General features: G+C 63.8%; 19 protein-coding genes. 11 read left to right on the top strand and 8 right to left on the bottom strand.

Features of this window, described 5'->3' with window-relative positions; all coding sequences use genetic code 11:
- Positions 1–15: 15 nt before the first annotated feature.
- The 3 genes from K8I61_20375 to K8I61_20365 form a co-directional block, all read right to left on the bottom strand.
- Entirely contained in the window at positions 16–855 is an 840-nt protein-coding gene (locus tag K8I61_20375) for a cytochrome c (protein MBZ0274400.1), read from the bottom strand.
- Between the two features lie 256 nt (positions 856–1,111).
- The gene (locus K8I61_20370) at positions 1,112–2,362 is read right to left on the bottom strand and encodes an MBL fold metallo-hydrolase (GenBank protein MBZ0274399.1); all 1,251 of its coding nucleotides are present in this window, start codon (positions 2,360–2,362) and stop codon (positions 1,112–1,114) included.
- Positions 2,350–3,354 carry a hypothetical protein gene (locus K8I61_20365; protein ID MBZ0274398.1) on the bottom strand — a complete coding sequence of 335 codons (1,005 nt, stop codon included), beginning with the start codon at positions 3,352–3,354 and terminating at the stop codon, positions 2,350–2,352. The genes K8I61_20370 and K8I61_20365 overlap by 13 nt, the downstream gene beginning before the upstream one ends.
- Positions 3,355–3,482: 128 nt before the next feature.
- Between K8I61_20365 and K8I61_20360 the strand changes: the two genes are divergently transcribed.
- Positions 3,483–4,511 (top strand): transcriptional regulator, encoded by a 1,029-nt coding sequence (locus tag K8I61_20360; GenBank protein ID MBZ0274397.1) that lies wholly within the window; start codon positions 3,483–3,485, stop codon positions 4,509–4,511.
- Here the strand turns inward: K8I61_20360 and K8I61_20355 are convergent.
- Positions 4,484–5,326, bottom strand: a complete 843-nt coding sequence (locus K8I61_20355) for an HIRAN domain-containing protein (protein ID MBZ0274396.1) — start codon at positions 5,324–5,326, stop codon at positions 4,484–4,486. The two genes, K8I61_20360 and K8I61_20355, sit on opposite strands and share 28 nt — an antisense overlap.
- A gap of 166 nt (positions 5,327–5,492) precedes the next feature.
- Positions 5,493–6,728: a DegT/DnrJ/EryC1/StrS family aminotransferase gene (locus K8I61_20350; GenBank protein ID MBZ0274395.1), complete on the bottom strand. Its 1,236-nt coding sequence runs from the start codon at positions 6,726–6,728 to the stop codon at positions 5,493–5,495.
- Between the two features lie 86 nt (positions 6,729–6,814).
- On the opposite strand from K8I61_20350, the gene K8I61_20345 reads away from it, so the two are divergent.
- The gene (locus K8I61_20345) at positions 6,815–7,840 is read left to right on the top strand and encodes a flippase-like domain-containing protein (protein MBZ0274394.1); all 1,026 of its coding nucleotides are present in this window, start codon (positions 6,815–6,817) and stop codon (positions 7,838–7,840) included.
- Positions 7,841–7,895: 55 nt separating this feature from the next.
- On the opposite strand, the gene K8I61_20340 is transcribed toward K8I61_20345, so the two are convergent.
- Positions 7,896–8,936, bottom strand: a complete 1,041-nt coding sequence (locus K8I61_20340; protein ID MBZ0274393.1) for a radical SAM protein — start codon at positions 8,934–8,936, stop codon at positions 7,896–7,898.
- Positions 8,937–9,174: 238 nt separating this feature from the next.
- On the opposite strand from K8I61_20340, the gene K8I61_20335 reads away from it, so the two are divergent.
- From K8I61_20335 to K8I61_20315, 5 genes are all read left to right on the top strand, one after another.
- The gene (locus K8I61_20335) at positions 9,175–10,296 is read left to right on the top strand and encodes a radical SAM protein (GenBank protein MBZ0274392.1); all 1,122 of its coding nucleotides are present in this window, start codon (positions 9,175–9,177) and stop codon (positions 10,294–10,296) included.
- 71 nt (positions 10,297–10,367) lie between these two features.
- The gene (locus tag K8I61_20330) at positions 10,368–11,858 is read left to right on the top strand and encodes a B12-binding domain-containing radical SAM protein (protein MBZ0274391.1); all 1,491 of its coding nucleotides are present in this window, start codon (positions 10,368–10,370) and stop codon (positions 11,856–11,858) included.
- Positions 11,859–12,042: 184 nt separating this feature from the next.
- Positions 12,043–14,421, top strand: a complete 2,379-nt coding sequence (locus tag K8I61_20325; GenBank protein MBZ0274390.1) for a YfhO family protein — start codon at positions 12,043–12,045, stop codon at positions 14,419–14,421.
- A gap of 7 nt (positions 14,422–14,428) precedes the next feature.
- Positions 14,429–15,631: a DegT/DnrJ/EryC1/StrS family aminotransferase gene (locus tag K8I61_20320; protein ID MBZ0274389.1), complete on the top strand. Its 1,203-nt coding sequence runs from the start codon at positions 14,429–14,431 to the stop codon at positions 15,629–15,631.
- Complete coding sequence (locus K8I61_20315; protein MBZ0274388.1) at positions 15,628–17,289, top strand: hypothetical protein; 1,662 nt, start codon at positions 15,628–15,630, stop codon at positions 17,287–17,289. The genes K8I61_20320 and K8I61_20315 overlap by 4 nt, the downstream gene beginning before the upstream one ends.
- On the opposite strand, the gene K8I61_20310 is transcribed toward K8I61_20315, so the two are convergent.
- Positions 17,216–17,626 (bottom strand): glycosyltransferase, encoded by a 411-nt coding sequence (locus K8I61_20310; GenBank protein MBZ0274387.1) that lies wholly within the window; start codon positions 17,624–17,626, stop codon positions 17,216–17,218. The two genes, K8I61_20315 and K8I61_20310, sit on opposite strands and share 74 nt — an antisense overlap.
- Before the next feature lie 143 nt (positions 17,627–17,769).
- On the opposite strand from K8I61_20310, the gene K8I61_20305 reads away from it, so the two are divergent.
- Complete coding sequence (locus tag K8I61_20305) at positions 17,770–18,795, top strand: flippase-like domain-containing protein (GenBank protein ID MBZ0274386.1); 1,026 nt, start codon at positions 17,770–17,772, stop codon at positions 18,793–18,795.
- 4 nt (positions 18,796–18,799) lie between these two features.
- Here K8I61_20305 and K8I61_20300 read toward each other — a convergent pair whose 3' ends face one another.
- Complete coding sequence (locus K8I61_20300) at positions 18,800–20,221, bottom strand: B12-binding domain-containing radical SAM protein (protein MBZ0274385.1); 1,422 nt, start codon at positions 20,219–20,221, stop codon at positions 18,800–18,802.
- A gap of 331 nt (positions 20,222–20,552) precedes the next feature.
- On the opposite strand from K8I61_20300, the gene K8I61_20295 reads away from it, so the two are divergent.
- The 3 genes from K8I61_20295 to K8I61_20285 form a co-directional block, all read left to right on the top strand.
- Positions 20,553–21,581: a radical SAM protein gene (locus K8I61_20295; GenBank protein ID MBZ0274384.1), complete on the top strand. Its 1,029-nt coding sequence runs from the start codon at positions 20,553–20,555 to the stop codon at positions 21,579–21,581.
- A gap of 60 nt (positions 21,582–21,641) precedes the next feature.
- Positions 21,642–23,579, top strand: a complete 1,938-nt coding sequence (locus K8I61_20290) for a tetratricopeptide repeat protein (GenBank protein MBZ0274383.1) — start codon at positions 21,642–21,644, stop codon at positions 23,577–23,579.
- A 343-nt stretch (positions 23,580–23,922) separates the two neighbouring features.
- Positions 23,923–25,020, top strand: a 1,098-nt coding sequence (locus K8I61_20285) for a B12-binding domain-containing radical SAM protein (protein ID MBZ0274382.1), incomplete at its 3' end; no start/stop codon positions are given.

The raw sequence follows: 25,020 nt of genomic DNA, 5'->3' as shown, positions 1-25,020 counted from the left end.
TCGCGCGGTTCCCGGTCATTGGCTTTTGGTCTGGCGGTCAAAGATCTTGTGGTTCACCGAGAGCTTTTTCCGCTTGCGCCCGATGATCCCGTAGATCCCGAGGAGCAGCACGAACCCGGCCGAGCCGCTGTAGAACAGCTTGAATCCGTAGTCGTTGGGCTGCTGAAACGCCTGCTGCCGGTTGGCGTCTTCCAGAAAGGCGACCAGGGCGAATACCTCGTCTTCGGAAAGCGGCCTGTTCCGGTACGCTTCCTCCATGACCGGAAACGGCGGCTTGCCCAAAATCGCGTTGATGCCCGGCGCGCCCATGCGCGCGAACACCTCCGTGAGATCCTTGGCCAGGATGCCGCCGCCGATCACCGCGTCGTTTTTCACGTGATGGCACGAGTTGCACGCGGGACCGCCTTGGGCAAGGCGCGTGTGGCCCTGAAACAGCGCCCGGCCCCGCTCGATGTCTTGGGGCGTCGTGGCCCGCAGCGGCACGAAGGCCTGCGTCGTCGGGCCGGTGGCGATGTAGGCGAGGATCTCCTTGATCTCGTCCGCGGTGTATGGCGCGTCCGGCATTTCGATCTTGTATTCCTCGAACAGCGCGACGGCGTCCGGGTCGCCACTCTTGACGACCGACTGCGACGACGCGACGAACTTGACGAGCCACTCGTGGGAGCGGCGCTCGGTGACGCCCTTCAAATCCGGGCCGACGCGCTTGCCGCCGCCGATCGTGTGGCACGCGAAGCAGTAATTGGTGAAATTCTGCTCGCCGGTCGCGGCGCCGGCGTCCGGGATCGCGACGGCAAAAACCGCGAGTGCGGCGGCGATCGAAAGCCGTGTTCGACGTAGAGAAAACGGATGGCTCATCGCGGGCGGCCCTCCCTTTGGCCGTGCGGCTCGGGGTGTCGAGCTCTACGGTTCCACGCGAGAGTAGGCGCCCGCACTTACACGCCACTTACAAGGAAATCACGATCGGCGGCCGCGTTGCCGGCGGACGTTGACGGGCCGCGGACGCTGCTTTTGACCCGCTCGATTGAAATGTTCGGCCCGCACGGCAGGCGGCGCGAAGGAGGGTCAGGGCCGGGGAGGTTTCGGGTTCGCGGCGCGATGATGAGAGGCGCGTCTAAACGATCGCGAATCGCTCGCCGTCGCGCAAGCGCTTCACGTTTTTGAAGCGGTGCAGGTGTTGATCCCAGTCAAAGCCGTGGATCGGCACGAGATGTCGCGGGGCGACAGCGTCGGCAAACGCGACGAGGTCGTCCGGCGCGGCATGGCCGCTTGTGTGGATGCGTTCAAGGCGCGCACCGGCGGACTCGAAAGCGGTCCGCAATTCCGCGTAATCGGTTTTCTTTTCGTAGCCGGACCACATCGAAAATACCCAGCCGTCATGCGGTGTCAGCGTGACGCCTTTGCGCGCGTAGTCCTTCCAAAGCGACGGGCGGAGCATGATGACGTTTCGCGCGCGGGATTCGAGTTTGTCGGCGCCAAACGCAAAGCCGGATGTCGCGCAGCGATCCACGAATGCCGCGTCGTTCACGCGCGCCCGATCCTTGTACATGCGCGCAATGGATTTCGTGACGACGACCTGCAAACAGGGCCAGCCGAGCCTCGGAATCTTGCTAGAATCGGTCGCCAGGCGATCGAGAACGCCGGCGGCATAGACGTCGAGAACAAGCGTTCGGCGAGCCCTCTTGCAGGCACGGTAGAGCGTCACGGTGCGGTCGATGTTCTGCGCCGACCACGTCACGAAAATCCGCCCCTTCGTGTCTTTCAGCAGATCGACGAGACGCTGCTCGATGTCCGTCTCCGTCGGAAAATCGCCGGTGCGGCCGAGCGTCGTTCCTTCGAGCAACAACACGTCCACGTCGCGCGGCGGCTTTCGCATGAGGCGTTCCGTCAACAGGCTTTTGCGTCCGGTGCGCCGGAAATCGCCGGAGTAAAAGATGCGCCGGCCGCCGGCCTCGACGAGGAGCATGTGCGCGTCGAAGGCGGAATGGTCGACGAGAAAGGGCGTGACCTTGAACGGCCCAACGCGAAACGCCTTGCCGCTTCGGTAGTGGCGAAACGACTGCCGATATCGTTTGCGGCCGATGGAAGCCGTGAGGCGCATGAGAATTTCGGTCGGCGCGCCGGACCACACCGGCCAATCGGCGGGAAGGCGATCGAGCAGGCCGTAGTGATCGAGATGCGGATGCGAAATGACGAGCCCGTCGATCGGGCGCTTCCGGTCGAGCGTCGGCGGGATGTCGTCCGCATGTTCGTCCGCGTCCAGTGAACTCCCCGCGTCGAGCAACAAACGGTGCCCGTCGTATTCGATCTCGACGCAGTTGCCGCCGACCTGATGGGCGGCGCGGTGGATGGTTAGAAATACCAAGGCAGATTTAGCCGTGCGATTTGTTCCGGTCGCATTGACTGTTTGTCGAAATCGACATCGTCGAATGTACAAATTCGAAAATCCTTAAAAGTCTCCGACTTTTTTTCGAGGCATTCAGACAGAACGATTCCAAGCGTTTTCCACATCGACGAGCGCCAATTCGGTTCACCGACAGCCAGAATCGGTGCAATTTCGAAGTCGCCAGACGGGTTAAAATCCGGAGCACTTGCGGGTAGTAGGCCAAGTTGCTTTTTTTGTTCGATCAGGGGACGGACGCCGGCAACTAGGTCGCCTTTAAATTCCGTCAAGAGCTCGGTATAGCCTCCCGCTTGAATCGGCCCCGAATAGACGCCACGCGCGCTGGTCCCGACCTTAATTTCGACAACGATGATCTTGCCATCACCGTTTATTCCGAGAATGTCGATTTGATCCCAGAAACTGCCGGACGCAAACTCCTTTGGCAAACGAATTACCGGCAATTCGCATAGTGATTGGCGAATCGGCCTATAACTTTCTTGGACAATTTCTAGTTCACGGCTGTCTGCAAGCGTTTCCATCCTCATTTGGGCGTCAATGACACAAAATGGATCGCCTTTTTTGAAATTCCGTCCGAAGCGAAAAGCGAGGGCAGCTTGCCACGTCGATTCATTTAATAAGAACCTCGGTTCATTAATTTCAACCGAGTCTCGATGGTGCTCCCAATTTTCCACAATCGCAGTGACTGTGTTTTCGCGCAAACGGATGAAGTTGTGGACACTTTTCGGTATTGACTGAAACGTCGTCCCGTTCCACTGCAACCGCAGAACGCACGCGGTTCCGGCGTACAGTTGGATAAAATCGCCCCGTCGGAACTGGACGTCGATAGGGACGCGTATCCCGGCATTTGTCGTTTTGACGCCGGGTGACAGCAAAAGTTTCAGAAGGTCCGCGCCATCGCTGCTTAAGAGGTATTCAAAAGCCGGGTTCGACAAATGTCTGTTGTATAAAGGCACTTCGTTCTCCGTTGTTTCTAAGGACTTTTAATGTACGACACGATCCGCTATAAAAACGTAGGCTCAATTCGGCGTCAACCATAAACAGCATTTTCGCATGATTTCGCGATTCGAAAGAGAGCGTCCCCATGCCCGACCACATCGGCCGAAACGAACAGCTTGTGCGCCAGTGGAATATCCTTATGAAGCTCGCCGCGCACCGGAAGGTCGGCGTGACCGTCGCGGAGCTTGTCGAGGAGCACGGCGTCGCGCGGCGGACGATCGAGCGCGATCTGGAGGCGCTTGGCGCGGCGGGATTTCCGCTCGGCGTCATTCATCAGGAGGGCGCGGTCAAGTATTGGAGCGTGATCGGGCCCGCGCCGGACATGCCGCCGTTTCCGCTCGATCACGACGAGCTTATCGCCGCGTGGCTCGCGTCGGGCCTTTTCGATTTCTTCGAGGGTACGCCGTACAAGGACGGCATGGATCGCCTGCGCCAGAAAATCTCCTCGACGCTCCCGCCGCACGTCGTCGCGCGTCTCGTGGACATCGAGGATCACTTCGCGCCGATCCATCACCAGCGCGCCCTCTACCGCGAGAAAAAAGAGATCATCTCCACGCTGAACCGTGCGATCCTCGCGCACCGCGTCTGCCGCATGACGTATTTCAATCCCGCGTGGGAAGCGCCGCGCGAATATTCCATCCGGCCGTGCGGCATCGTGGTGCACCGGCAGATTCTGTATCTTGCCGCGTACTCCGCCCAGCACGACGATCTGACGATCTTCTCCGTGCGCCGCGTTCAATCGGCCGCGATCACGGACGACCGCTTCGATCTGCCGGACGGGTTTTCGCTCGCGGCGAAGGTCGATCGCAATTTCGGCATCTATCACGGCAAGCCGGTCGAGGTGCGCGTGCGTTTCGACGCCGATGTCGCGCACTACGCCGAGGAAATCCTTTTCCACCCCACGCAGTCGAACACGAGAAACGTGGACGGCACCGTGGATGTCGCGATGACCGTCGGCGGCCTGCGCGAGGTCGTGTGGTGGGTGCTCTCCTACACGGACCGCGTGCGCGTTCTTGCACCGCCGGAACTGGCGGACGACGTGCGGCGTACCGCCGCGGCGATCGCCGCGAAATACGGCGGTGCGCTTCACCCCACGCGCTCCACCGACACGTAAACGCGCTCCGGCGGATCGAACTCGTTCGACAGGAACGCGCCCACTTTCGCGCGATACACCACGCCGAGATCCATGAGCGGCGCGACGAGCGCGGCGATGGTCTTGCGCACGTAGCCGAGTTTGCGGCCGGACACGTGCATGATGCCGATCGCGTTCGGGTCGACGGGGTTGTACGGCTCGCGGAACAGGCGGCATTCGTCGCCTTTGGCGAGGATGGTTTTCTCCACGCCGCACTCCTCGCGGATGAACGCGCCGCCGTGATACGAAAAACCCGCGACGCGCGTGGACCACGCCTCGGCGCGCGCGTACCAGTCGCGAAGCACGCGGCGGATGTCGTCCGGGTCGGCGTGCGCGTCGATGCCCGCGATCGCGCGCAGCGGCGAAAGAAAGGCGACGTCGATCGGCGACCACGGCCCGAGAAACGCCTCGGCGAAGGCGTTCATGCGCTCATCCGCGGACAGGACACCGGCCGCGATCTCCATGTCGAGATTGTCGGCGTAGCGAAACGAGTGCACCTTCTCCAGGCCGCGCGCGATCATCCCCGCGCGAAAATACGCGAGCGCACCATAGAGCCGCGTCAGCCGATGCGCGGGATCGATACCGATCGGCGCGAGGCGGCGCGCGCCGGCCTCGCCGCGAATCGCCAGGCGAATCGCCGCGCCGCTGACGTCGTCGTTGACGATCCATTCGTCGATAAGCGGCGCGTCGCCGGCGTGCGCGACAGGTTGCAGCGAGCCGCTGGCCTCGGCGAATTGCCCCCGGATATCCCCCGCGATCCCCGTCACCGAGACTTCGTAAAATCGAAACGCCTGCATAAGGTCTCCTTTGTCCAATGCAAGCGGATGTTCCGGCGGGCATGCGTCAGGTGGGGTCGTAATGCAAAAAAAACGGCTCGCGCGAAAACGGTGCGTCGAGCGGTCGGCGCACATCGGCATTGACGCAAGGCGACACGAAACGCCGCGTGGAAACAGCCCGGCGACCTCAGTCGTGCGCCGCCGCGAGAATCCGCGCCACCACGACGCGCGCCTCGCGCTCGGTCATCGTCGACCAGATCGGTAGCTGCACGGCGTGGGCAAGGGCGTGGCGCAGATTGGGGAAGTCGCCGCCGGCGCCGTACAAGCGCGGTAGATCCTCGCAAACATCGTCGCCCGTACCGACATCCACGCCGTGCCTGAGCAACTTCCCGGCCAGCGCGGACGGATTGTGCGCCATGACGATCAGCTCAAAAAAGTTGTGCGTGATCGCGCCGGATCCGAACGCGCGTACGCGCAGCGCGGCGAGGTATTCGCGGTCGAAGTCCGGCGATTCCATTAGACCGTCAATGATGGTCTTCGCGACGGCTCGCCGCCGCGCAATGGTCGCGGAAAGGACATCGAACTGGTCCAGCCCGAGAAGCGCCTGCAGGTTGGCGTATCCGAACTCCGTCTCCCGCCCGCGGCGGTGCATCGCACGGTAGAGCCCGACCATCATCTTGTTGAACCGGGGAGAATGCAAAAGACGGACGGTCATCGGCGCGAAAATACGGCCGAGGCTCGATATTTCAAGTGAACAGGTGACGACGCGGATCAGAAGCTTTTTGTGCGTGACCGGCAGGGACGCGACGGCCTCGCGAATTTTGGCGGCAAGGGCATCGTCGTTGGTAAGAATGGCGCCGCCCGCGAAGGTGTTGACCACCTTGCGCGTGGCTAGCGAGACAAACGACGCGCGTCCGAGCGAGCCGAGCGGTCGCCCGTCGGGCAACGTCACCCCGATGCCGTGCGCGTTGTCCTCGATCACAAGGAGTCCGCGCTCGGCCGCGAGGCGCAAAATGCCGTCCACGTCGCCCGGCTCGCCGGTCATGTGCGTCAGGAGGATCACGCTCGTGCGTTCGGTGATCTTTTTCGCGATCTGCTCCGGGCCGACGTTAAGGCTGTGCGCTTCGATGTCGGCCAGCACCGGCGTATATCCCGCATCCCGCACGACGTGCGGCAACTCGGTGAGCGTGTACGCCGGCACGATCACCTCCGCGCCGGGCGCAAGGCCGATGTTTCGCAGAATCAGTTGCAGCCCGAAGCGGCCGGACGACACGACGATACCGTGGCGCGTGCCCGCGATCGCGGCCAGGCGCCGTTCGAACTCGGCCGATGCCGCGCCGGCGACGGCCTCGCCATTGAGATATGCGGAGATGATCCGTCGCGTCATGCCCGGGTAGGTGGTGGTGCGGCGGCGGGGGATCATGGCGCGCAAGGTAACTTGGCGGCTCTTGCCTACACAAGCCGCACAGGTCGTAATGGCGGCGGAATAATCCCCATGGATGAAGACGCATGAAGCCTGTCGAACGAAAGACCGTCTTGTCCGCGATCGGACACGGCTTTCGCCGGCGACGGCTCTGGCGCGCGGCGGCGGCGATCGTGCTCATGGCGCTCATCTTCGCGGCGCTCGTTCGCGTTGGCGGCTGGGACGACCTGCGCCGGACACTTTCCGAGGCGAATTCCGCCTCCATCGCCGCGGCGATCGCGCTGCACTTCGTGGTCATCTTCGTTGGGGCTCCGCTTTTCTGGCATCGAATCGTCGTGTGGCTTGGCGCGCGCCCGCCGCTCGTCGAGATCTACCGCCTGTGGCTTGGCGTGCTATGCCTGCGCGCGATCCTGCCCATGAAGGCGGGGTCGTTTGTCATCGGGCCGAATTATCTTCGCGTGCACTACGGCCTGCCTTTCGCGCGCGGCGCGGGTTCGATGGCGCTGTACCACTTCATCAACTTCTACACGATCTGGGTGTATCTCGCGCTTGGGCTTCTCCTTACCGGCACGGCGGGCCGGGTGCTGCCGGCGGCCGGCCTCGCGGTTGTTCTCGCCGTGCCGTTCGCGCTGCCGTGGATGCGCCACCCGGTGGCGTGGGTGCGCGCGAAAAACGGGCGCGCCGGCGACCTGTTCGCCAATCTCGTCGGCGGGTTCACCGACCTCGGCCTTTCGAATCGCCTTTGGTTGGTCTTGGCCGGCTGTGCGCTTCAGTTGGTCGATCTGTTTGCGATCGGCATGTGCCTTGACGCCGCGGGCGTGGGTGTACCGATCGCCGAGTTGCTCTGGCGTGCGCCGCTCGTGTTCCTGGTGGCGAATCTGCCGATCACTTTCATGGGGCTGGGGACGCGCGAGGCGGCGATGGTGGCTTTTTTCGCGCCGTTCGGCAGCGAGGTCACGGCCCTCGCGGGCGGGCTCATCATGTCATTTTCGATGAGCCTGCTTCCCGTATTCGTATCGTTGTTTTTTCTGCCGTCCGCCCTTCGCATGGGGCTGTTCACGACGGCGGACGACGCATCCGGAATGGATCGAACCCGCGCGAAGGGTTCGTGAGGATCCTGCGCGAAAACGGGGTCGCGGTTCGCGCCGTGCGTGCCGATCCGCGACGTCAGCGGGGGGCGGTCGATTTTACCAGATGCACGCGTTCGATTTGCCGGCGCGGCCGCCGATAGAATCTCGCCACCAGCGCCAAGGCGGTGCGCGCCCTAAACGACAACGCGTGGTTCAGGTCCAGCATGCCGCTGTCCCAGCATTGCTGGCAGTCCGGAACGTGTAGCTGCGCGAACGCCTTCGGAAACGATCCGTCCCGCGCGATGCGCTGCCTTTTCTCAAGCGGGCCGCGCGTGCAGGAGGTGATCGTGCCGTCAGGCTCCAGGGCCAGCGACAAAAGGCCGGCCCAGCATTCCACGGCGGTCGATTCCGGCCACTTGCGGATGTGACGCAGCCCATCGAGCGTGTTCGCGATCTGACGGCAGCCCTTCTTCTTTCGCGCGATCAGATCGTCGACAACTCGCCGGTATCCCTCGATATCGGGGCAGACGGGATTGGGCTCGAAGTCGCGCAGCTTGGCGAGCGTCGTCGGCTGAAACATCACCTGCGTTTGGAATTGGCGCGACACGTCAATCAGGTAGTCGATCGCCTCGAGATTGTGATTGCCGAGCACCGCGGAAAACTTGATCGGGATGCCGTGCTCGAGACAGGTTTCGGCCGCGCGCATCGCCACCGCGTGGGAGCCCGCGCCGCGAACGCCGTCGTGGACGTCTTCGGGTCCGTCGAGGCTGATCTTGACACGGCCGACGCGGCGGATCTCGTGCCAGCGCGAATCGATCTGGCGGCCGTTGGTGCTGATACTCGTCTCCATGCCGCGCTCGGTGGCGTAGTCGATGAAGGCGCCCACCTCCTTGCGCAACATGGGTTCGCCGCCGGAAAATGAGAGCCAGATGGTTCCGGCCGCGGCCAGGTCGTCGATGAGTTTCTTGCCTTGTTCCAGATCGAGTTCGTAACCGAGTTTGTCCCAAATCTGGCAGTACGAGCATCGAAGGTTGCACCGATGCGACAGCGGCCAACTCGCCGCGAGAGGCGTCTTTTCTCCCCGAATACGCAATCGGAGAGCCGCCCGAAACGCACGCACGAAATGAATCGCCCTCATGAAGCGATCTCCCCTCGCGCGCGAAATTTCCGCTCGTCATTCATGCGTTCTTCGAACCTTTGCCCGGCGCGCCATATCCCATCGGACCTGACGCTCGACTTTACCCGATGCCGGGGTTGGGGTCGAGGGAACGCCGGTATTCGCGAGACTCCCATCGCGCCGGCGGGTCCGCGCGGAAAAATTCCGCGGCGCATGGCGTCGGTCGCGCGCGGGCGCCCCGTATGCGACAATTCACCGGATGACAAACCGTGCGTCGAATCGCTTTATTAAAGAACTGCGTTTCGCGGCGTCGCTCGCGGCGCCGTTTGCCGGCGTGCTTCGCGCGCGATACGGACGCGGCGCGCCGACGCGCCTTCCGATCGTGTATTTCGACATCACGCACCGCTGCAACTCCGCATGCCGAAGCTGCGAATTCTGGCGGTTGGCCAACGGCGGGCCGGACGATTTGTCGACAGGCGAGGTGTTGTCGATGATTCCGTCGCTTGCCGCGCTCGGGACGCGCGTCGTCTCGATCGGCGGCGGCGAGCCGACGCTTCGGCACGACCTCGAAACGATCATCGCGGCCTTTTCCGGCGCGGGCCTTTCCATCCACCTGAACACGCACGGAATGAACATTGACGACGCGCGCGCGGCGTCGCTCGCCGACGCGGGTCTTTCGATGGTGTACGTCTCGTGCGATCACCACAAACCCGAAGGCTACAAGGCGATTCGTGGCGTGGACGGCCTACCCAAAGTCGTTCGCGCGATCCGCGCGTTTCGCTCGCGGCCCGCGCCGGTGCCGGTCGGCGTCAACGTGACCGTGATGCGCGACAACATCGCGGTGCTCGACGAGCTCGCCGCGTTTCTCGTCGGGCTCGGGGTGCAGAAAATCCAGTTCACGCCCGTACACACCGCGTTGCAGCAACGGCACATGGACCGCGCGGCGTTCGACAATCTGTTGCCCACCGACGACGAATGGGAGACAGCCAAGGCGACGCTGGCGCGGATCGTCGACGATCTGAACGCGCGGGGCATACACGCGAACTCGCCGCTTTTCGTGCGCCGCATCGACGACGCGTACAGGCCCGGACGCGCCGTGCCGTGCGTGGCGGGCTTTCTGTTTGTCATCGTCGAACCGAACGGTGATGTGAAGGCTTGTTACAACGAACGGCCCGCCGGCAATATTCGACAGGCGCCGCTCGAGGAGATTGTGGCCGGCGCGGACTATCGCGCGCAATGCGAGATCGTGCGCGGCTGCACGCAGCCGTGCTGGGATATCGGTATCACCGAACCGGCGATCCGTTTTCATCTGCCGTATCTCGCCGCGCATCCGATCGAAACGTACCGTCAGGCGAGGGCGCATCTGCTGCGCGGGGCGTAAATTGCGGCCCTTTGCCGCGCGGCGCGGGTCGCGTATCATGAGCGGTACATCATCACAGGAGATGGGAACGGTTGGCGCGCGCGGATAACACAAATCGTCTCCCCATCTCCGACGGTCGGCCCGGCGCGCCTCGTGCGCTGTTCATCCGCACCGCGGAGGAAAACGGGCCGCATCCGCGCGATCGTGTGCTGCCGTTTTCCGCCGCGCTCTCGGGCGCCATGCTCGGGCGGCTCGGGTTTGGCGCCCAGCTTGCCGTGATCGCGCCCGGCGCGACTCCGGACCTCGCGGATCGGCCGGACGCCGTGTTCGTGGAGATCCCGTTTGGCCGCATGCCGGCGATGCGCCGCGTCATCGACGCCGCGCGCGATGTGGGGTCGATGGTTGCCGCGTTCGGCTCGTATGCCGAGGCGCATCCGGGCGACGTGCTCGATGCGGGCGCCGATGCCGTCATCGGCGGCGATCCGGAGCCGACGGCAGGATCGCTTGTTTCGTGGTGGAGCGCCCGCCGCGCCGGCGCGCCGCCGGTAGGGTTGATCCTTCGCGACGGCCATCGAATGCGGTCGACCGGGGCGGCGCCGCTAGCCCGCACGGACGATCTGCCGTTTGTCCCCGCGCGTCTTCTGGCGACGGACCGCTTCCACAAATATTCGTTTCCGCTTGCGATCGGTGAAAGGGCCCGCTGGGGATTCATCCTCGCGACGCGCGGCTGTTTTTATGACTGCGCGTTCTGCTCGTCGATGGCGCGGCAGAGTGCTCACCTGGCTTTCCGCGCGTGCGAACCCGAGCGCCTCGTCGCCGAAATGGAATATCAGGTTCGGGAGGCTCGCCGCAACGTGATTTCGATCGAGGACGAGATCTTCACCGGTCATCGCCGGTGGGCGCTGGAAGTGTGCCGCCAGCTTGGGAAAAGGCGCCTGGGCGTGCCGTGGATCGTTCAGACGCGGCTTGACCACCTGGACGAGGAACTTGCCGCCGCGATGAAGGCGGCGGGGTGCGTGGGGATGACGTGCGGCGTCGAGTCCGGCAGCGACGCGATCCTCGAACGGCTGAATAAAAAGACGACGGTCGCCGATATCCGGCAACGCGCCGCGATGCTCGACCGGTTCGGCTTCCGAAACCGCTACACATTCATGATCGGCGCGCCCGGCGAGACACGCGAAGATTTCCAAAAGACCGAGGCGCTCGCGTGCGCGCTCAATCCCCTGGTCGCGCAGATGTCGTTTTGCACGCCGTATCCGGACACCGCGCTCGCGGCCGACCGCCCCGGTGATACCGACATGCGCCACGTCGATCGGCCGCGCGGCAATCTGAGCGCGATGTCCGACGTGACGATCGCCCGGCTGCGGCGCCGCTTTTATCGGCGCTACTACCTGTCGAGCCGATATCTGCGCGCACACGGCGGCCAGTGGTTGGCGTGGATGAAGCGCAATCCGTCCCGGGCGATTGAGATCGCCGGGCACGCGCTTTCGTACGCCGTGTCCGCGGCTTCGATTCGCCCAGACGATACCGATGCGGGCGTCCCGTTGCGCGAAATGCGTGTCCCCCCCCAACTGTCGTCATGAATTCGCGTTCGCCCCGCCGGGCAGTCTTGCCCGCGGGATCTCCGGCCGCCGCAATCGTTCCTGTAGCCGGCGCGGTCGTCCTGACCGCCGTCGCGATACGCAAATTTCCTGAACCGCCGACACTCCCGTTGCCTCACCCGCGGCGGCGCGCGCGCCGGTTAACGGCGACGCCGGCGGCATCGCAATGAACATGCCGCTGCCGCGCGCGGCCGCCGCACGGGCGCGGCTCGTGGGCGCGGCGGCGATTTTCATTGTTGGCGCCGTGCTCTTTGGTTTGGGCGCGTTGCGCGTGACCTCCCTGGTCCCGACCGACAACCTTGGCGTCGCGTATCCCTGGGCGGGGGAATCGATCGACGACGTCAACAGCCTTCAAAGTCCTGACCTGACCGACGTTCTCGACTTTTATCTCTCCTGGCAAAGCTACGCGATCCAGGAGGTGCGGCATGGGCGTTTTCCGCACTGGAATCCACTCGTGCTCGGGGGAACGCCTCTTCACGGAATCAATGAACAAGGACTTCTCTATCCGCCGAACGCCCTTTATCTGATCCTGCCGATGGATCAGACACTGGCGATTCTCGCGTTTGCACACGCGTTCATCGCCGGGTTCGGCTTTTTTTTGTTGCTGCGCGCGTTTGGCCGATCGGTCACGGCATCGATTCTAGGGGCCGTTGTTTTCGCCTACGGCGGATTCATGCTGGAGACCATTTTCGACCCACCCATGCATCACACCATCGCGTGGCTGCCCGTCACGCTATTGTTGGGGCGCCGGCTTGTCGAACGCCCCGACGCGCGCCGTGCCGCGGCGCTCACGCTTGGATTTTCGGCGATCATGCTGGCGGGCAATCTCAAAACCGGCGTGATCGTTTTTTTGACCTGGGGCGTGTTTTTTCTGATCGATCTTCTCGAAAAACGCGCGGGCATCGCGCGGGCGAGGGCGATCGGCTGGGCCGGGGTCGCGGCCTCGCTCGCCGCCGCCATCGGCGCGGCGCAAATCCTGCCGACCATGGGTTTTCTCAGCCGAACGGACTACGAAGAGCCGGCGGCCTTGTTGATTCGCGACCACATTCCCTGGGTCGATGTTGCCGGCGCGATTTTTCCGGGTTTCGGCGCCGTAAAACCGTTGAGCATGTCTACGTATCCGGATTTCTGGTCGCATCAGACGTTAGCCTACACCGGCTCGACGATCGTTCTCCTGGCCGCCGCGGGTCTTGCCGCGCGGCGTCGCCCGCGCCATCTGGCGATCGCGTTGTTCGGGCTTGTCATGCTCCTCGTCGCGTTGGGCACACCCTTGGCTTGGCCGTATTTGCACACGCCGCTTCTAAAGTCCGTCGCGCTGTCGCGCGGCCTTCTTCTCATCCCGTTGGCGGCGATCGTCATCCTGGGCGCGGCGGGGTTCGACGAGATCGGTGCCCCGACGCCCCGGCAGCGCAAAAAGGCGATGGGCAGGGTTCTCATCGCGGCCGGTTTGATCGCAGCCGTCGCGATCTACATCGACGCCGTTCGTCCGATGCCCGGTCAGGGCATTGAGATCGACCGGCCGCTGGCCTTTGGCGCGGTCGCGACGGCGGTCGCGCTTGTCCTGCTGATGGCCCGCGCGCGACATCCGGACTCCCGCGTCCTCCCGTTCGTCATCCTGATCTTTGTCGCCGCCAACATCCTTCGTTCGGGTTTGCCCGTTGTTCCGGACAATCCGCCGGGCGACATCTTTCCGCCGACGCCGATCACGGACGCCATGCGCGCGGATACGAGCGTTTTCCGCTTCGCGCGATTCGACCCCGATCCGCCGGGACGCTACTCGAACATCTTCCCCCCCGACACGGGGATGGGATACAATTTGGCCGACGCCGCGGGTTACTTGTCTGTGATCATCGATTCCTACGCGGCGGTGTGGGATCGCATCGAGAAGGGCTCGTACGTCAACCAGATATGGAACATCCGCGTGCGTGAATTGCGGTCCCGCGACAGCTTGCGGAGCCCTTGGGTCGATATGTTGAATATCAAATACATTTTGTCGCGCACGCCGATCGATGCGCCGGGTTACACGTTCGTGCGGCGTGACGGCGTTTATCTGTATCGAAACGATAACGCGCTGCCGCGCGCGACGTTTTTCTCCGGCGCGCGGATTGAGCCGGACGACCAGGCGGCGGCGGGGCAATTGGATGCCAAGTCCTTCGATCCGCGCCGATCCCTTGTGTTGGTTTGCCCCGAACCCGTCCAGGCGCCGCCGGAGACAATGACAGGCTCGGGTGCGCAATTCATTGTGAACATCACGAACCACGTTTCAACAAGCGTTGACATGCGCGTTGACGCGCCGTCGCCGGGATTCGTTCTGTTGACCGACGTTTGGGATTCGCGCTGGGAGGCGACGGTCAACGGACAGTCCGCGCCGATTTGCCGCGCGCAGGGGGCGTTTCGCGCCATCCCCGTCGGTCCGGGTGATAACGAAATACGCGTCGCGTATGTACCGCGATCGTTTCGTCGCGGCCTCGCCGTGAGCGCCATGGGTCTTGGCATCGTCGCGCTTCTCGCGTTCGGCGGGCGGCGGGCGCGGCGACAGGATTGAGCGCGCGATGATTCCGCGGCGACGCCTGTCCTTTCGATTTCGTGACGTCTCGTTCTGGTGCCGATCGCTCGCGGGAGACGCGCGCGGGCGTGACGACGTGCGCGCGTTCGAGGCGGGGTTTCGCGAATACCTCGGATGCGAATTCGCCCGGGCCGTCGCAAGCGGCCGCGATGCGATGATGCTCGCCTTCAAGGCCGTCGGTCTTCGGCCGGGCGACGAGGTCATCGTGCCCGCTTACACGCTTGGCGAATTGCTGCCGCTCATGCAGGCGCACGGGTTGCGCCCGGTCGCGGCGGATATCGAACCGGTGGGATTCAATATCGATGTCGAAAGCGTCAGGGCGCGCATCACGCCCGCGACGCGCGCCGTCCTCGCGACGCACTTGTTCGGTGCGCCGTGCGATATCGAAGCGCTTTGCGCGCTCGCCGACGAGCGAGGGCTTTCGGTCGTCGAGGACTGCGCGCACGCCCTTGGCGCCACGGTGAATGGGCGCAAGGTCGGCACGTTCGGCGCGGCCTCGTTTTTCAGCCTGGAGGTGAACAAGGCGCTGCCCACCTACGGCGGCGGCATCGTGGTCGTGAAGGATGCGGGAAGGGGCGCGGACATCGCGCGGGAGATCGACGAGCGCCCGGTAACGGAATGGCCGGCATTGAAAAAGGCTTTGCTGGCGTGGATCGAGGAGGGCGTGATTCGCAGCCCGATCTATGGACTCGCGGCGCGCGTTCTTTTTTCGCCCTTGATGGCGGCGCGATTCGAACGCGCCTATCGCGGCAGCCACGACCGGATTCGTCGCAAAGTCGCCTTCAGCGTTTTTCAGGCGCGGCTGGGAATCGCGCGCTTACGCGATCTCGATCCGCGAAACGCCGCCTTGAACGCCCGATTCGACGCCCTCGCGGCGGGGCTTCCGGCGGGCCTTGTCGCGCAGCGGCGCGATCTTGCCGGTGAGCCGGCTTTCTACAATTTCGTTGCGTTGTCCGAGATACCGCCCGCCGACTTGCGCCGTCTGGCGATGCGCCGGGGACTGGATATCGGCATCGGCGGCGAGGTGGCGGATGACGGTGCCGCCGCGCTGGGCGCGTCCGATTGCCCGGTGGCCGCTAACGTCCACGCGCGCGCGGTATTGCTGCCGCTCTATGGCGGATTGAACGATCGCAGGTTTGATCGCCTCACCGCCGCGATGCAAGAAATTTTCCCGGTGCGCGGCCGATGACAAGTCATCGGGCCAGGGCGGTGGCGGCGAAGATGCGACGCGGCGCGGCGTTCGCGTTATTTCTCGCACTATCGTTTTATGCCTACGCCCACCATCTCACAAAAATCGTCACGCCCGACTTTTTCGCCATCAGCCAAAGGATCCCGCAGCAAGCCATTTCATGGGGCATCCTCTTTATTCCGCCGCTATTGTTTTGCGCCGTGGTCGCGGCGGGACGCGTGGAACGAAATGCCGATCGGCGCGCCTGGTATCGCGCGGCCCGCTACACGCGCATCGCGGCGTGGACGCTGCTCGTCGCGATCGCGTTTCCGATATTTTCCGTTCTCATCGTCTTTCAATCGCTCGTTCAGCCGATTGTGCCATGGCTTGTGGCCGTGGCGGTCGCCGTGTCGGCGTTGCTCGCCCGGCGTCGAAACATTCCGGCGATCTATCCGTTCATTTTCTTTCTTGCGATAGCCACGTATGCCTACCGGTGGGTCGATTTCGAGCGGCCTCTGGATGAGAGCGCGTATGAGAAAACGCTCGATCAACGGGGCGTGGTTCCCCTTGCGACGTATGCCTATGGCAGACCGGCGCGCGCGCATGGACCGGATCCCGCCGGGTCGTGTCCGCATTTTCCCGTCGGCGAATACCCAATCGAAAATCCGCCGCACTTTCTGTACTACCTGACGGCCGATCCGGAAGAGCGTTACATCTACGCTGCGGACGTCATGTCCGCGTTTCCCGCTTCACGGCCGCACCCGTACAGCAGTCTTTTCCGCTACGAATTGACGACCGGCCGATTCGACGCGTTGCCGCTGCCGACTCGGACCGAGGCGATCACCTACGACACGGCGTCGGAAACGCTCTGGGTGGGCAACGTCGGCTTCCGAACCCTTTTGCGCATTCCTGCCAAGGCGTTCGAGCATCCGGTCGAATTCGCATGCGAGGTCATCTCGCAATCCCGCGATCGCAATTGCGTCTGCCCGGACGACGCCGGGCAACTTTATCGCGAGTACCCGGCGCACCGCGACGTTCAAAAGATCGTTATCGAGCACGAAAGAAACCGGATGATCGTCTTTTACGAAACGCCTTCGGACGAATTGGCCTGGCGCCCTCTTCCGCATGAGTTGACGATCTGGCAGATCCAGCCGCGACGCATCTTGATGGGCGTCCCGAATCCCAGCGCCGACGTGGTGGTGAAGTCGCCGAAGACGGGGCACTTCTACACGCAGGTTGACTGGATCCCGCCCGGCGTCGCGGAACTTGACAACGACACGCTCGAAATCCGCCGGACGCTCATGTGGCCGTTTGGTTTTGGGCTCGAGACCGAGCCTGCCACGGGCGACCTGTTTCTTGTCAATCCGCTGACCGGGCGGCTATACGGGATCGATCCGGCGACACTGACGGTGACCGGCTCGATGAAAATCGGCATCGGCCTGCATCTGGTCGCCGCGGACGCGCGGCGCGATCTGCTCTACATCGGCAACTATTTCAACGGCGAGTTCCACGTCGTCTCGTGGAAAGACAAGCGCGTGCTTGCGACGGTCAACGTCGGCCCGCGCAACTATGCGATCCTCGTGCTTCCGAAGAGCGGCCGCGTGTTTACGACGACGACCTACGGATTTTTCGAGATCCAGGTGGACGAGCTGCTCGAAGAAGCGCGCGGGACGATTTGATCCCTTCCGCGCGTCCGGGGAAGTCCGGTGCTTGCGCCTGGCGTGTCGTCGTCCGGCAAACGCTTGGCACGAGGCCGCGACGGAGCGTTCGCTTCGCTCGCGGGATTAACCCGCGCGCAGTTTGTGCAGTTTTGCGAGCGCCTCGACGGCCAGGTAGGGATGGAATGTGCCCAAACGCCCGCACGATGTCGGCGGTGTGGTCCGGCGACGCATCGTCGATGACCAGGATGTCCGAACGAGGATCGGCTTCGATGATCCGGTCGACGAGCGGGCGAATAGTCGCCGACTCGTTGTATGTCGGGATCATGATGATGCGGTCGCGCGGAACGGTTGGCACGGCGTATTCGACTCCCCCGACCATTCTCCCCTGACGAGACGTGCGCGTCCACGCTGCGGCCGGCGAGGGATCAACCCGGGACGGTATCAACGAGGCGCTTGCCTGGACTGGGGACGGGCGCGATAGTCACGCGCGGGAGGAACATGCCGGCGGCGGATCGAACGAAATTCCTGGTGGAATTCGGGCGCGGCGTTCGGAAGCGAAAGGCGGCGAGCCTTTTCGTGTCGCTGATTCTGATGGCGCTCATCTTCGCGGTGCTCATTCACCTGGGCGGCTGGGAGGCGTTGATTGACGCACTCTCCAACGCGCGTCCCGCCTATATCGCCGCCGCGATCGTGTTGCATCTTCTTGTCATCTTCGGCGGCACCCCGTTTTTCTGGCAACGCATCGTGGTGTGGCTCGGCGCGCGCCCACCGATTGCCGAGATCTACCGTTTATGGCTCGGCGTGTTGTGCTTGCGCGTGATTTTGCCGATGAAAGCCGGCTCGTTTGTCGTCGGACCCCATTACCTGCTTAGGCATTACGGCCTGCCGTTCGCGCGCGGCGCGGGTTCGATGGCGATGTATCATTTCATCAATTTTTACACGATTTGGGTGTATCTCGCGCTCGGATTGTGGATCACCGGCGCGGCCGGGTATTGGATACCGGCGTTTTTGAGCGCAGGCATTGCGTCGGTCCCGTTTGTCCTTCCGTGGATGCGTCACCCGGTCGCGTGGGTGCGCGCGAGAAACGAGCGCGTGGGCGATCTGTTCGCTAACCTCGTCGCCGGATTCACCGACATCGGGCTATCGCATCGGCTCACGCTGATCGCGGCCGGCTGCGTGCTTCAATTAGTCGATCTGTTGGCGATCGGCATGTGTCTGGGCGCCGCGGGGATATCCGTGCCGCTTGGTGACCTGCTTTGGCGCGCGCCGCTCGTGATGTTATCCGCGAAACTGCCCATCACGTTCCTGGGCCTGGGAACGCGCGAGGCCGCGACGGTGGCGTTTTTCGCGTCGTTCGGAAGCGAAGCCGCGGCGCTCGCCGGCGGGCTCATCGTATCGTTTTCGATGCGGCTTCTGCCCGTGTTCCTTTCGATGCTTTTCTTGCCGGGCGCTCTTCGAATGGGATTGTTCGCGCCGGTGGCCGACGCGGCGAACGCGGATCGGATCGGCGCGAACGCATCGTGACGGATCAGTCGGCGGCGCGGCCGGGAATGACCTTGGGTGTCGGGCGCAGGATGTCGTCGAGTGTCTGCACGGCGTACTGGAACATGCGCATGTTGGCGTTCTTGATCATCCGCGCCGGATAACGCACGGCGTTGCGGCCGCGCAAATACGACTTCCGGTAGAATTTCTTGCCGTACCGGACGAGATCGTCGCGCGACTCGGTCCACGGCAGGCGCACCCACGGCCAGTCGGGCACGTTGGGATCCCAGGATCCGACGAGGGTGCCGTTGGCCTTGGCCTGCTCGTAAACCTCGGTGCCGAGATAGGGCTTGAGGATCTGAAGCGAAACGGCGTCGGGCTTCGTTCGCCGCGCGAATCGGATGGTCTCCTCGATCGTTTCCGGCGTCTCACCCGGATAGCCGATGAGGTACCCCGTGTGCACCTGCAGACCTGCCGCCTGAGACATCGCGATCACCCGCGCGTTGTCCTCGACGTTGGTTTCCTTGTGCATGGCGTCCAGCAGCCGTTGCGAACCGGATTCGACGCCGTAGCTGATGATCGACACGCCGGCGCCGCGCGCGGCGAGGATGAGTTCCTCGTCGACGTTGTTCGGCCGCGCCTTGATGAAAAGCGACAGATCCATCTTCTCGCGCGTAAGGCGCCGGAAAATTTCCATCGCCCGGGGCCGATCAAAGGTGAAGTGGTCGTCGTCGACATCCACGAAACGCACGCCGCGTTGATGGAGATAGACGAGCTCCTCCATGACGCTATCGGGCGAACGGGTCATCGTGCGCGGGCGAATGGCGTTGTAGCAAAAGCCGCACACGAACGGGCAACCGCGCCCCGTGACGATCGTGTCGAACGGTTTGGCGTTCAGCACCTGATAATAAGCGTTTTTTTCCGTGTACGCGCGGACAAGCGAGCGGTCGGGGATGGGGATCGCGTTGATATCGATCCGCGTCGTGCTGTCGGGATTGGTCCGGAGGCCGTCGGGCGCGCGCCAGGTCAGCGAGGGGATCGTGTCGAGTGGCGCGTGCGTCTCGAGCGCGCGGGCGAGCAGCGCGAGGCTCTGCTCGGCGTACCCGGTGATGAAGTAGTCGGCCTCGGGAATCGTTTCGGCGTTGTGGCGCGGATCGGCGGTGACGTGGATGCCGCCGAGCACGATCGGCGTTGCGGGCATTCGTTTGCGCGTCGCGCGGATGAGCCGCGTCGTTTGATGCAGAATGTCCGAGAACAGCGGAAAACCGATCAGCCCCGCCTTGGCCGCGACCGCCGCGTCCACGGTTTGGTCAAGCGTCATGTCCGCCGCGTTGGCGTCCAGAACCTCGACCTCGTGACCTTCGTTTTTCAGGGCCGTGCCGAGGTACAGAAGATTCAGCGGCGCGTGCACCTTTTTCGCCATGCGGTGCGCGTCCCAACGCGGCGGATTGACCAGCAAAATCTTCATGGGCGCACCATGCCTCGACTCCCACGGCGCACGCCCTTCGCGCATCGCCATCGGCTCGGCTCGCGAATTCGGTTCGAGCACCAAAAAACCATTTTACCCGAGTCCGTTTGTGCGGTCGAGAATCGCGATGTGTAAGCCGCGTTACGCCGGAAGCGCGCCATGCGAAAGTCTCCGCGTTGCGGTTGAGTTTCCTCAGGTATTCGCAAGTCGCCTGACGTCGTTTGTTATCCGGTCGATATTCCGTAAAATGGGAGGTCGCCAATACGATCCGTCTCGGCGCGCGGCCCCCCGGGGGTTGATTTGTCCGATTGGCCCAGCCCGCGAGTCCATCATGTTGAGAATGCGCCAAAAAGCCCAAGCCGCCTCGCGTTTTGCCCAGGTGAAATTCCTGAAACGCAAACGGCCGATCGCGGTGCGCTGGCAGCTTCTCAACGCATGCGACGCCGAGTGCGTCTTTTGCCATCTGCACACACTTCCCGCCGGGCTCGTGCCGCTTGATTTCATCCTTCCGCGCCTGGAGCAGGTCGTGGAAATCGGCGGCATCCACCTTTCGCTGTCGGGCGGCGAACCGCTCATCCGCGACGACATCGGGACGATTGTTCGAAAGGCGAAAGCGCTCGGTCTTCAGGTCAGCATGAACACCACCGGGACGTTCATCGAAAAGCGCATCGACGACCTGCACCGGATCGATTTGCTGAAGGTGAGCGTGCACGGCCCGCGCGAGATCCACGCCCGCGTCGAAGGCGGCGTGGACCGGTTTGAAAAAACGATGGCCGGCCTTGAGGCGGCGTATCGCGAAAAGATCCCCTTCGCGCTCGCGTGCACGGTGACCAAATACAACGTCGAGCATCTGGATTTCGTCGTCGATCTCGCGGCGAAGTACGACACGGTCGTCGCGATTCAGACCATGAAGGAGATGCGCCACGGCGCGGAGCGCATCCACGAACACACACCCAATCGCGAAACCTTCGTTGCCGCGATCGACCGTCTGATCGACATGAAGCGTCGCGGCAACAAGCACCTCCGCAACACGATGGTGAATCTGCGCCACATCCGCCAGTGGCCGAATTATCCGCCGTTGCCGTGCAAGGCGGGGAGCCTGTTTGTCATCATCGAGCCCAACGGCGATTTCATGCCGTGCGATCGCATCGGCTACGATCATCCGCTGCCGAATCTCCACCACATGACGATGCGCGAGGCGCTGCGGCGAACGCGCACCGACTTCTCCTGCGCGGGCTGCGGCTTTTGCGGCGCGCTCGAGATCAACTACGCGCATCAGCTCAGCACGCAGGCGTTTGTCGCCATCAGCGAGATCGTGCGTCGCGGGCCCGGCGGCAACGGAACGTCGCCCGGCGCCTGACCGGGGCGCCCGCGGAAATCGGCGCTTGCGCGAAACACGCTTCCCGCACAATCTTTCTTCATGAATATGCCACGGCCCCCTGGCGCCGCGCCGGATACGCGCGGGGCGCCGCCGCTTGAGGCGCGGGACGGTGCGATCCTTGTTGCCGCGGGCGTCGCCGCGCTGGTCGTGCGCCTTGCCTATCTGGCCGTCGCGCAAAAAAGCGGGCTTTTCGTCGGCCTGTTTCTGGATGCGAAATATTACGCCGACCTCGCCGTGCGCATCCGCGCGGGGCTTGGCGCCGGCGATCATCCGTACCTGATGTCGCCGCTCTACCCCTACGTGTTGTCGCTTTTTGTCGGCGACGCCGGCGCGTTGAACGAAGGCGCCGTGCGCGCCTTTCAGGCGATCCTCGACGCGGGCACCGTCGTCCTTATTGTGTTTCTGGCGCTGCGACTTGCCGGCCGGCGCGCGGCGACCGTCGCGGGAATCCTTGGCATCATCTACGCGCCGATGATCTATTTCACCGGCATCGTTCTGGTCGCGACGACGCAGGCCTTCCTTTTGACACTCGGCCTCGCGCTGCTGGTGGAGGCCGATCGCGCCGCTCGCTTGCGCGTGTCGTTGACGCTTGCCGCGGGCCTTGCGTTTGGCCTGGCCGCCGCGCTGCGCCCAACGGTGCTGCTCGTCGCGCTCGCCGCGGCGATCGTGCTGATCGTTCGAGCGGTGCGCCGGCGCAATGAGGACGACGCGCTTTTGCACCGGCTCGCCGCCGGCGCGATCGTGCTTGGCGTCGTGCTCGTCGTCGCGCCGTTCACCGTCCGCAACATCGCCAAGGGCGGCGAGTTCGCGCTGCTGTCGGTTAACGGCGGATTCAACTTCTACGTCGGTAACAACACGATGGCGACCGGCGTTTTCCACCTGCCCGAAGCGATCGACCCGACACGCGACGTGCTTGGCAAGTCGTACGCCGAGCGCGTGACGCGCCGCGATCTCACGTACCGGGAGGCGTCCGCGTGGTGGTTCTCGCGCGCGACGCAGGACATCAGGGGCGCGCCCGCCGCGTGGGCAACGCGCCTTGTCAAAAAGCTCGCGTTGTTTTTTCACCCGGTCGAAATCCCGCAGCTTGGGTCGAGTTTCCACTGGTTCCGTAAGCACGCGTGGCCGCTCGCCTTGCCGATCGACGCGCGCGTCATTTTGATCTTCGCGCTCGCGTTTCCGGCCGCGCTCTGGGCCGCGGGGCGCTCGCGCGAGATCACGCGATACCGCTGGCCCGCGCTTGTCGCCGGCACGTACGCGGTCGCGATCGCGCTGTTTTTCGTCAATGCGCGCTATCGGTTGCCCGTCATGCCCGCGGCGATCGTGCTCGCGTCCGTAACGGTCGACGCGCTGGCGTCGGTGCGTCGCGCAAAGGAGCATCGCGGGCGATACGCCGGGGTCGCCGTGGCTCTCGTGGCGGTCATGGCGGCTAGCCAGTGGGTGTACGCGAAGCCGCTCGCCGTTCTGGCCGAGACGGGCACGGAGCATCGCCACATCGGCATGGCGATGTATCGGCAGGGCCGGTTCGTCGAGGCGGTCGAGGCGTACCGGCGCTCGCTGGCCATCGGCGATTCGGCGATCACGCGCAACAACCTGGCGAACGCGCTGAAAAGGCTCGAGCGTTTCGACGAGGCCCGCGAGCAGTACCACGCCGCGATCACCATGAATCCCGCGGACGCGATCGCCTGGTACAACCTCGGCAACCTGCGCCGCGATCACGACCGAAACCCCGCGGCGGCGATCGAGGCGTACGAAAACGCGCTTCGTTTCGCGCCGGACATGACCGCCGCGCACTTCAACCTCGGCACGGTCCGCATGGCCGTGGGCGATCGCGACAAGGCGCGCGTGCATTTCCTGCGCGTGTTGCAGGTCGCGCGCCCGACCGACCGCCTCATCCCCGAGGCGCGCGCGGCGCTTGATCAGCTCGAGCACGGCGTCGAAGCGGAACAGACGATCCCCGACGCGGCGATCATGCCGTAGACTGAAGGCTGACGGCTGCAGGCTGCAGGTCATCGCATGAAGCGGTACACCCTTCGGCTTCGCTCAGGGCAAGCTCCGCGCATGGAGGAGACACGGAGGGCACGAAGAAATTCCATAGTCTGGAAGACTGAAAGACTGGAAGACCGAAAGGCCATCGCAAAACGCATCTCCCCGCTCGAAACTCGCTGCTTGAATTGTGCTTCGTGCCTTTCGTGCCCTTCGTGTCTTTGTGTTGAATTGCGATTCTGCGATTCCGCGATTCCATTCCCAATTCGCAATTCCCCATTCAAAACGTGTGTTATATTACAAGCGCATCCGACGACGCTTTCCGGGGAGGGCGGTCATGAAGGTTCTTCTCCTCAGCCCCGCGCAGCTTGCCGCGGACGGCAAGCCGCTGCGCGTCAAGCGCACGTTCATCACGCCGCTTTCGATCCTGCTTCTCGCGGGCATCACGGGCCGCGAGCACGACGTAGCGATCGCGAACGACTACAGCGAGGACATTCCGTACGACGAGCCGTGGGACGCCGTCGGCATCACGACGACGACGCTGCACTCCGCGCGTGGCTACCAGATCGCGGCCGAGTTTCGCAAACGCGGCGTGCCGGTGGTGATGGGCGGCTTTCACCCGACGCTGTTCACCGACGAGGCGATGCAGCACGCGGATGCCGTGTGCGTCGGCGAGGCGGAACTTGTATGGCCGCGCGTTCTCGACGACATCGCCGCCGGGCGCTTGCAGCGCGTGTACAAGGCCGATCGCCTGGTGGACCTCAAGGATCAGCCGATCCCGCGCTACGACCTGTTCAAGCGCGGCAAGTACATCAACTACATCATGCCGGTGGAATCGACGCGCGGCTGCCCGTACGACTGCGACTTCTGCTCGGTGACGCAGTTCTACGGCCGCAAGTACCGCTTCCGCCCCGTGGCCGACGTGGTGCGCGACATCCGCGCGGCGGGCACGCGTTTTATCGGATTCGTCGACGACAACATCGCCGGCAAGATGAGTTACTCCGCGGAGCTTTTCGAGGCGCTGATCCCGCAAAAGATTTTCTGGATGAGCCAGGTGTCGATCCGCCTGGCGGACGACGAGCGCGTGCTGGCGCTCGCGGCGCGCTCGGGTTTTCGCTACGCGATCGTCGGCATCGAGACGCTCGATCCGAAAAACCTCGAGGCGGTCGGCAAGAAGAAGGTGAACCGCGTGGAGGATTACGTCGAAAAGACGCGGATGTTCAAAAAGCACGGCATCACCGTGGCGGCGAACCTCATGTTCGGCTTCGACAACGACACGGACGCGACGTTCGAACGCACCTACAAATTCGTCGCCGACAACCACTTCATGCCGAATCCGTACATCGTCACGCCGTACCCCGGCACGCGCCTGTACACGGCGATGAAAAACGCGGGCCGCGTGCTGCACGACGATTTCTGGAAGTACACGTCGTAT

This window comes from bacterium (genome assembly GCA_019912885.1).
Taxonomy (GTDB): Bacteria; Lernaellota; Lernaellaia; order JACKCT01; family JACKCT01; genus JAIOHV01.
The sequence above is the reverse complement of the archived record's forward strand: the minus strand, read 5'-3'. Positions and strand labels throughout refer to the sequence as shown.

What these genes read in the sequence shown, in the direction of transcription:
- K8I61_20375 (MBZ0274400.1), bottom strand. Translation starts at nt 855, where the DNA reads ATGAGCCATCCGTTTTCTCTACGTCGAACACGGCTTTCGATCGCCGCC.
- K8I61_20360 (MBZ0274397.1), top strand. Translation starts at nt 3,483, where the DNA reads ATGCCCGACCACATCGGCCGAAACGAACAGCTTGTGCGCCAGTGGAAT.
- K8I61_20355 (MBZ0274396.1), bottom strand. Translation starts at nt 5,326, where the DNA reads ATGCAGGCGTTTCGATTTTACGAAGTCTCGGTGACGGGGATCGCGGGG.
- K8I61_20350 (MBZ0274395.1), bottom strand. Translation starts at nt 6,728, where the DNA reads ATGATCCCCCGCCGCCGCACCACCACCTACCCGGGCATGACGCGACGG.
- K8I61_20345 (MBZ0274394.1), top strand. Translation starts at nt 6,815, where the DNA reads ATGAAGCCTGTCGAACGAAAGACCGTCTTGTCCGCGATCGGACACGGC.
- K8I61_20340 (MBZ0274393.1), bottom strand. Translation starts at nt 8,936, where the DNA reads ATGAGGGCGATTCATTTCGTGCGTGCGTTTCGGGCGGCTCTCCGATTG.
- K8I61_20335 (MBZ0274392.1), top strand. Translation starts at nt 9,175, where the DNA reads ATGACAAACCGTGCGTCGAATCGCTTTATTAAAGAACTGCGTTTCGCG.
- K8I61_20325 (MBZ0274390.1), top strand. Translation starts at nt 12,043, where the DNA reads ATGAACATGCCGCTGCCGCGCGCGGCCGCCGCACGGGCGCGGCTCGTG.
- K8I61_20320 (MBZ0274389.1), top strand. Translation starts at nt 14,429, where the DNA reads ATGATTCCGCGGCGACGCCTGTCCTTTCGATTTCGTGACGTCTCGTTC.
- K8I61_20315 (MBZ0274388.1), top strand. Translation starts at nt 15,628, where the DNA reads ATGACAAGTCATCGGGCCAGGGCGGTGGCGGCGAAGATGCGACGCGGC.
- K8I61_20305 (MBZ0274386.1), top strand. Translation starts at nt 17,770, where the DNA reads ATGCCGGCGGCGGATCGAACGAAATTCCTGGTGGAATTCGGGCGCGGC.
- K8I61_20300 (MBZ0274385.1), bottom strand. Translation starts at nt 20,221, where the DNA reads ATGAAGATTTTGCTGGTCAATCCGCCGCGTTGGGACGCGCACCGCATG.
- K8I61_20295 (MBZ0274384.1), top strand. Translation starts at nt 20,553, where the DNA reads ATGTTGAGAATGCGCCAAAAAGCCCAAGCCGCCTCGCGTTTTGCCCAG.
- K8I61_20290 (MBZ0274383.1), top strand. Translation starts at nt 21,642, where the DNA reads ATGAATATGCCACGGCCCCCTGGCGCCGCGCCGGATACGCGCGGGGCG.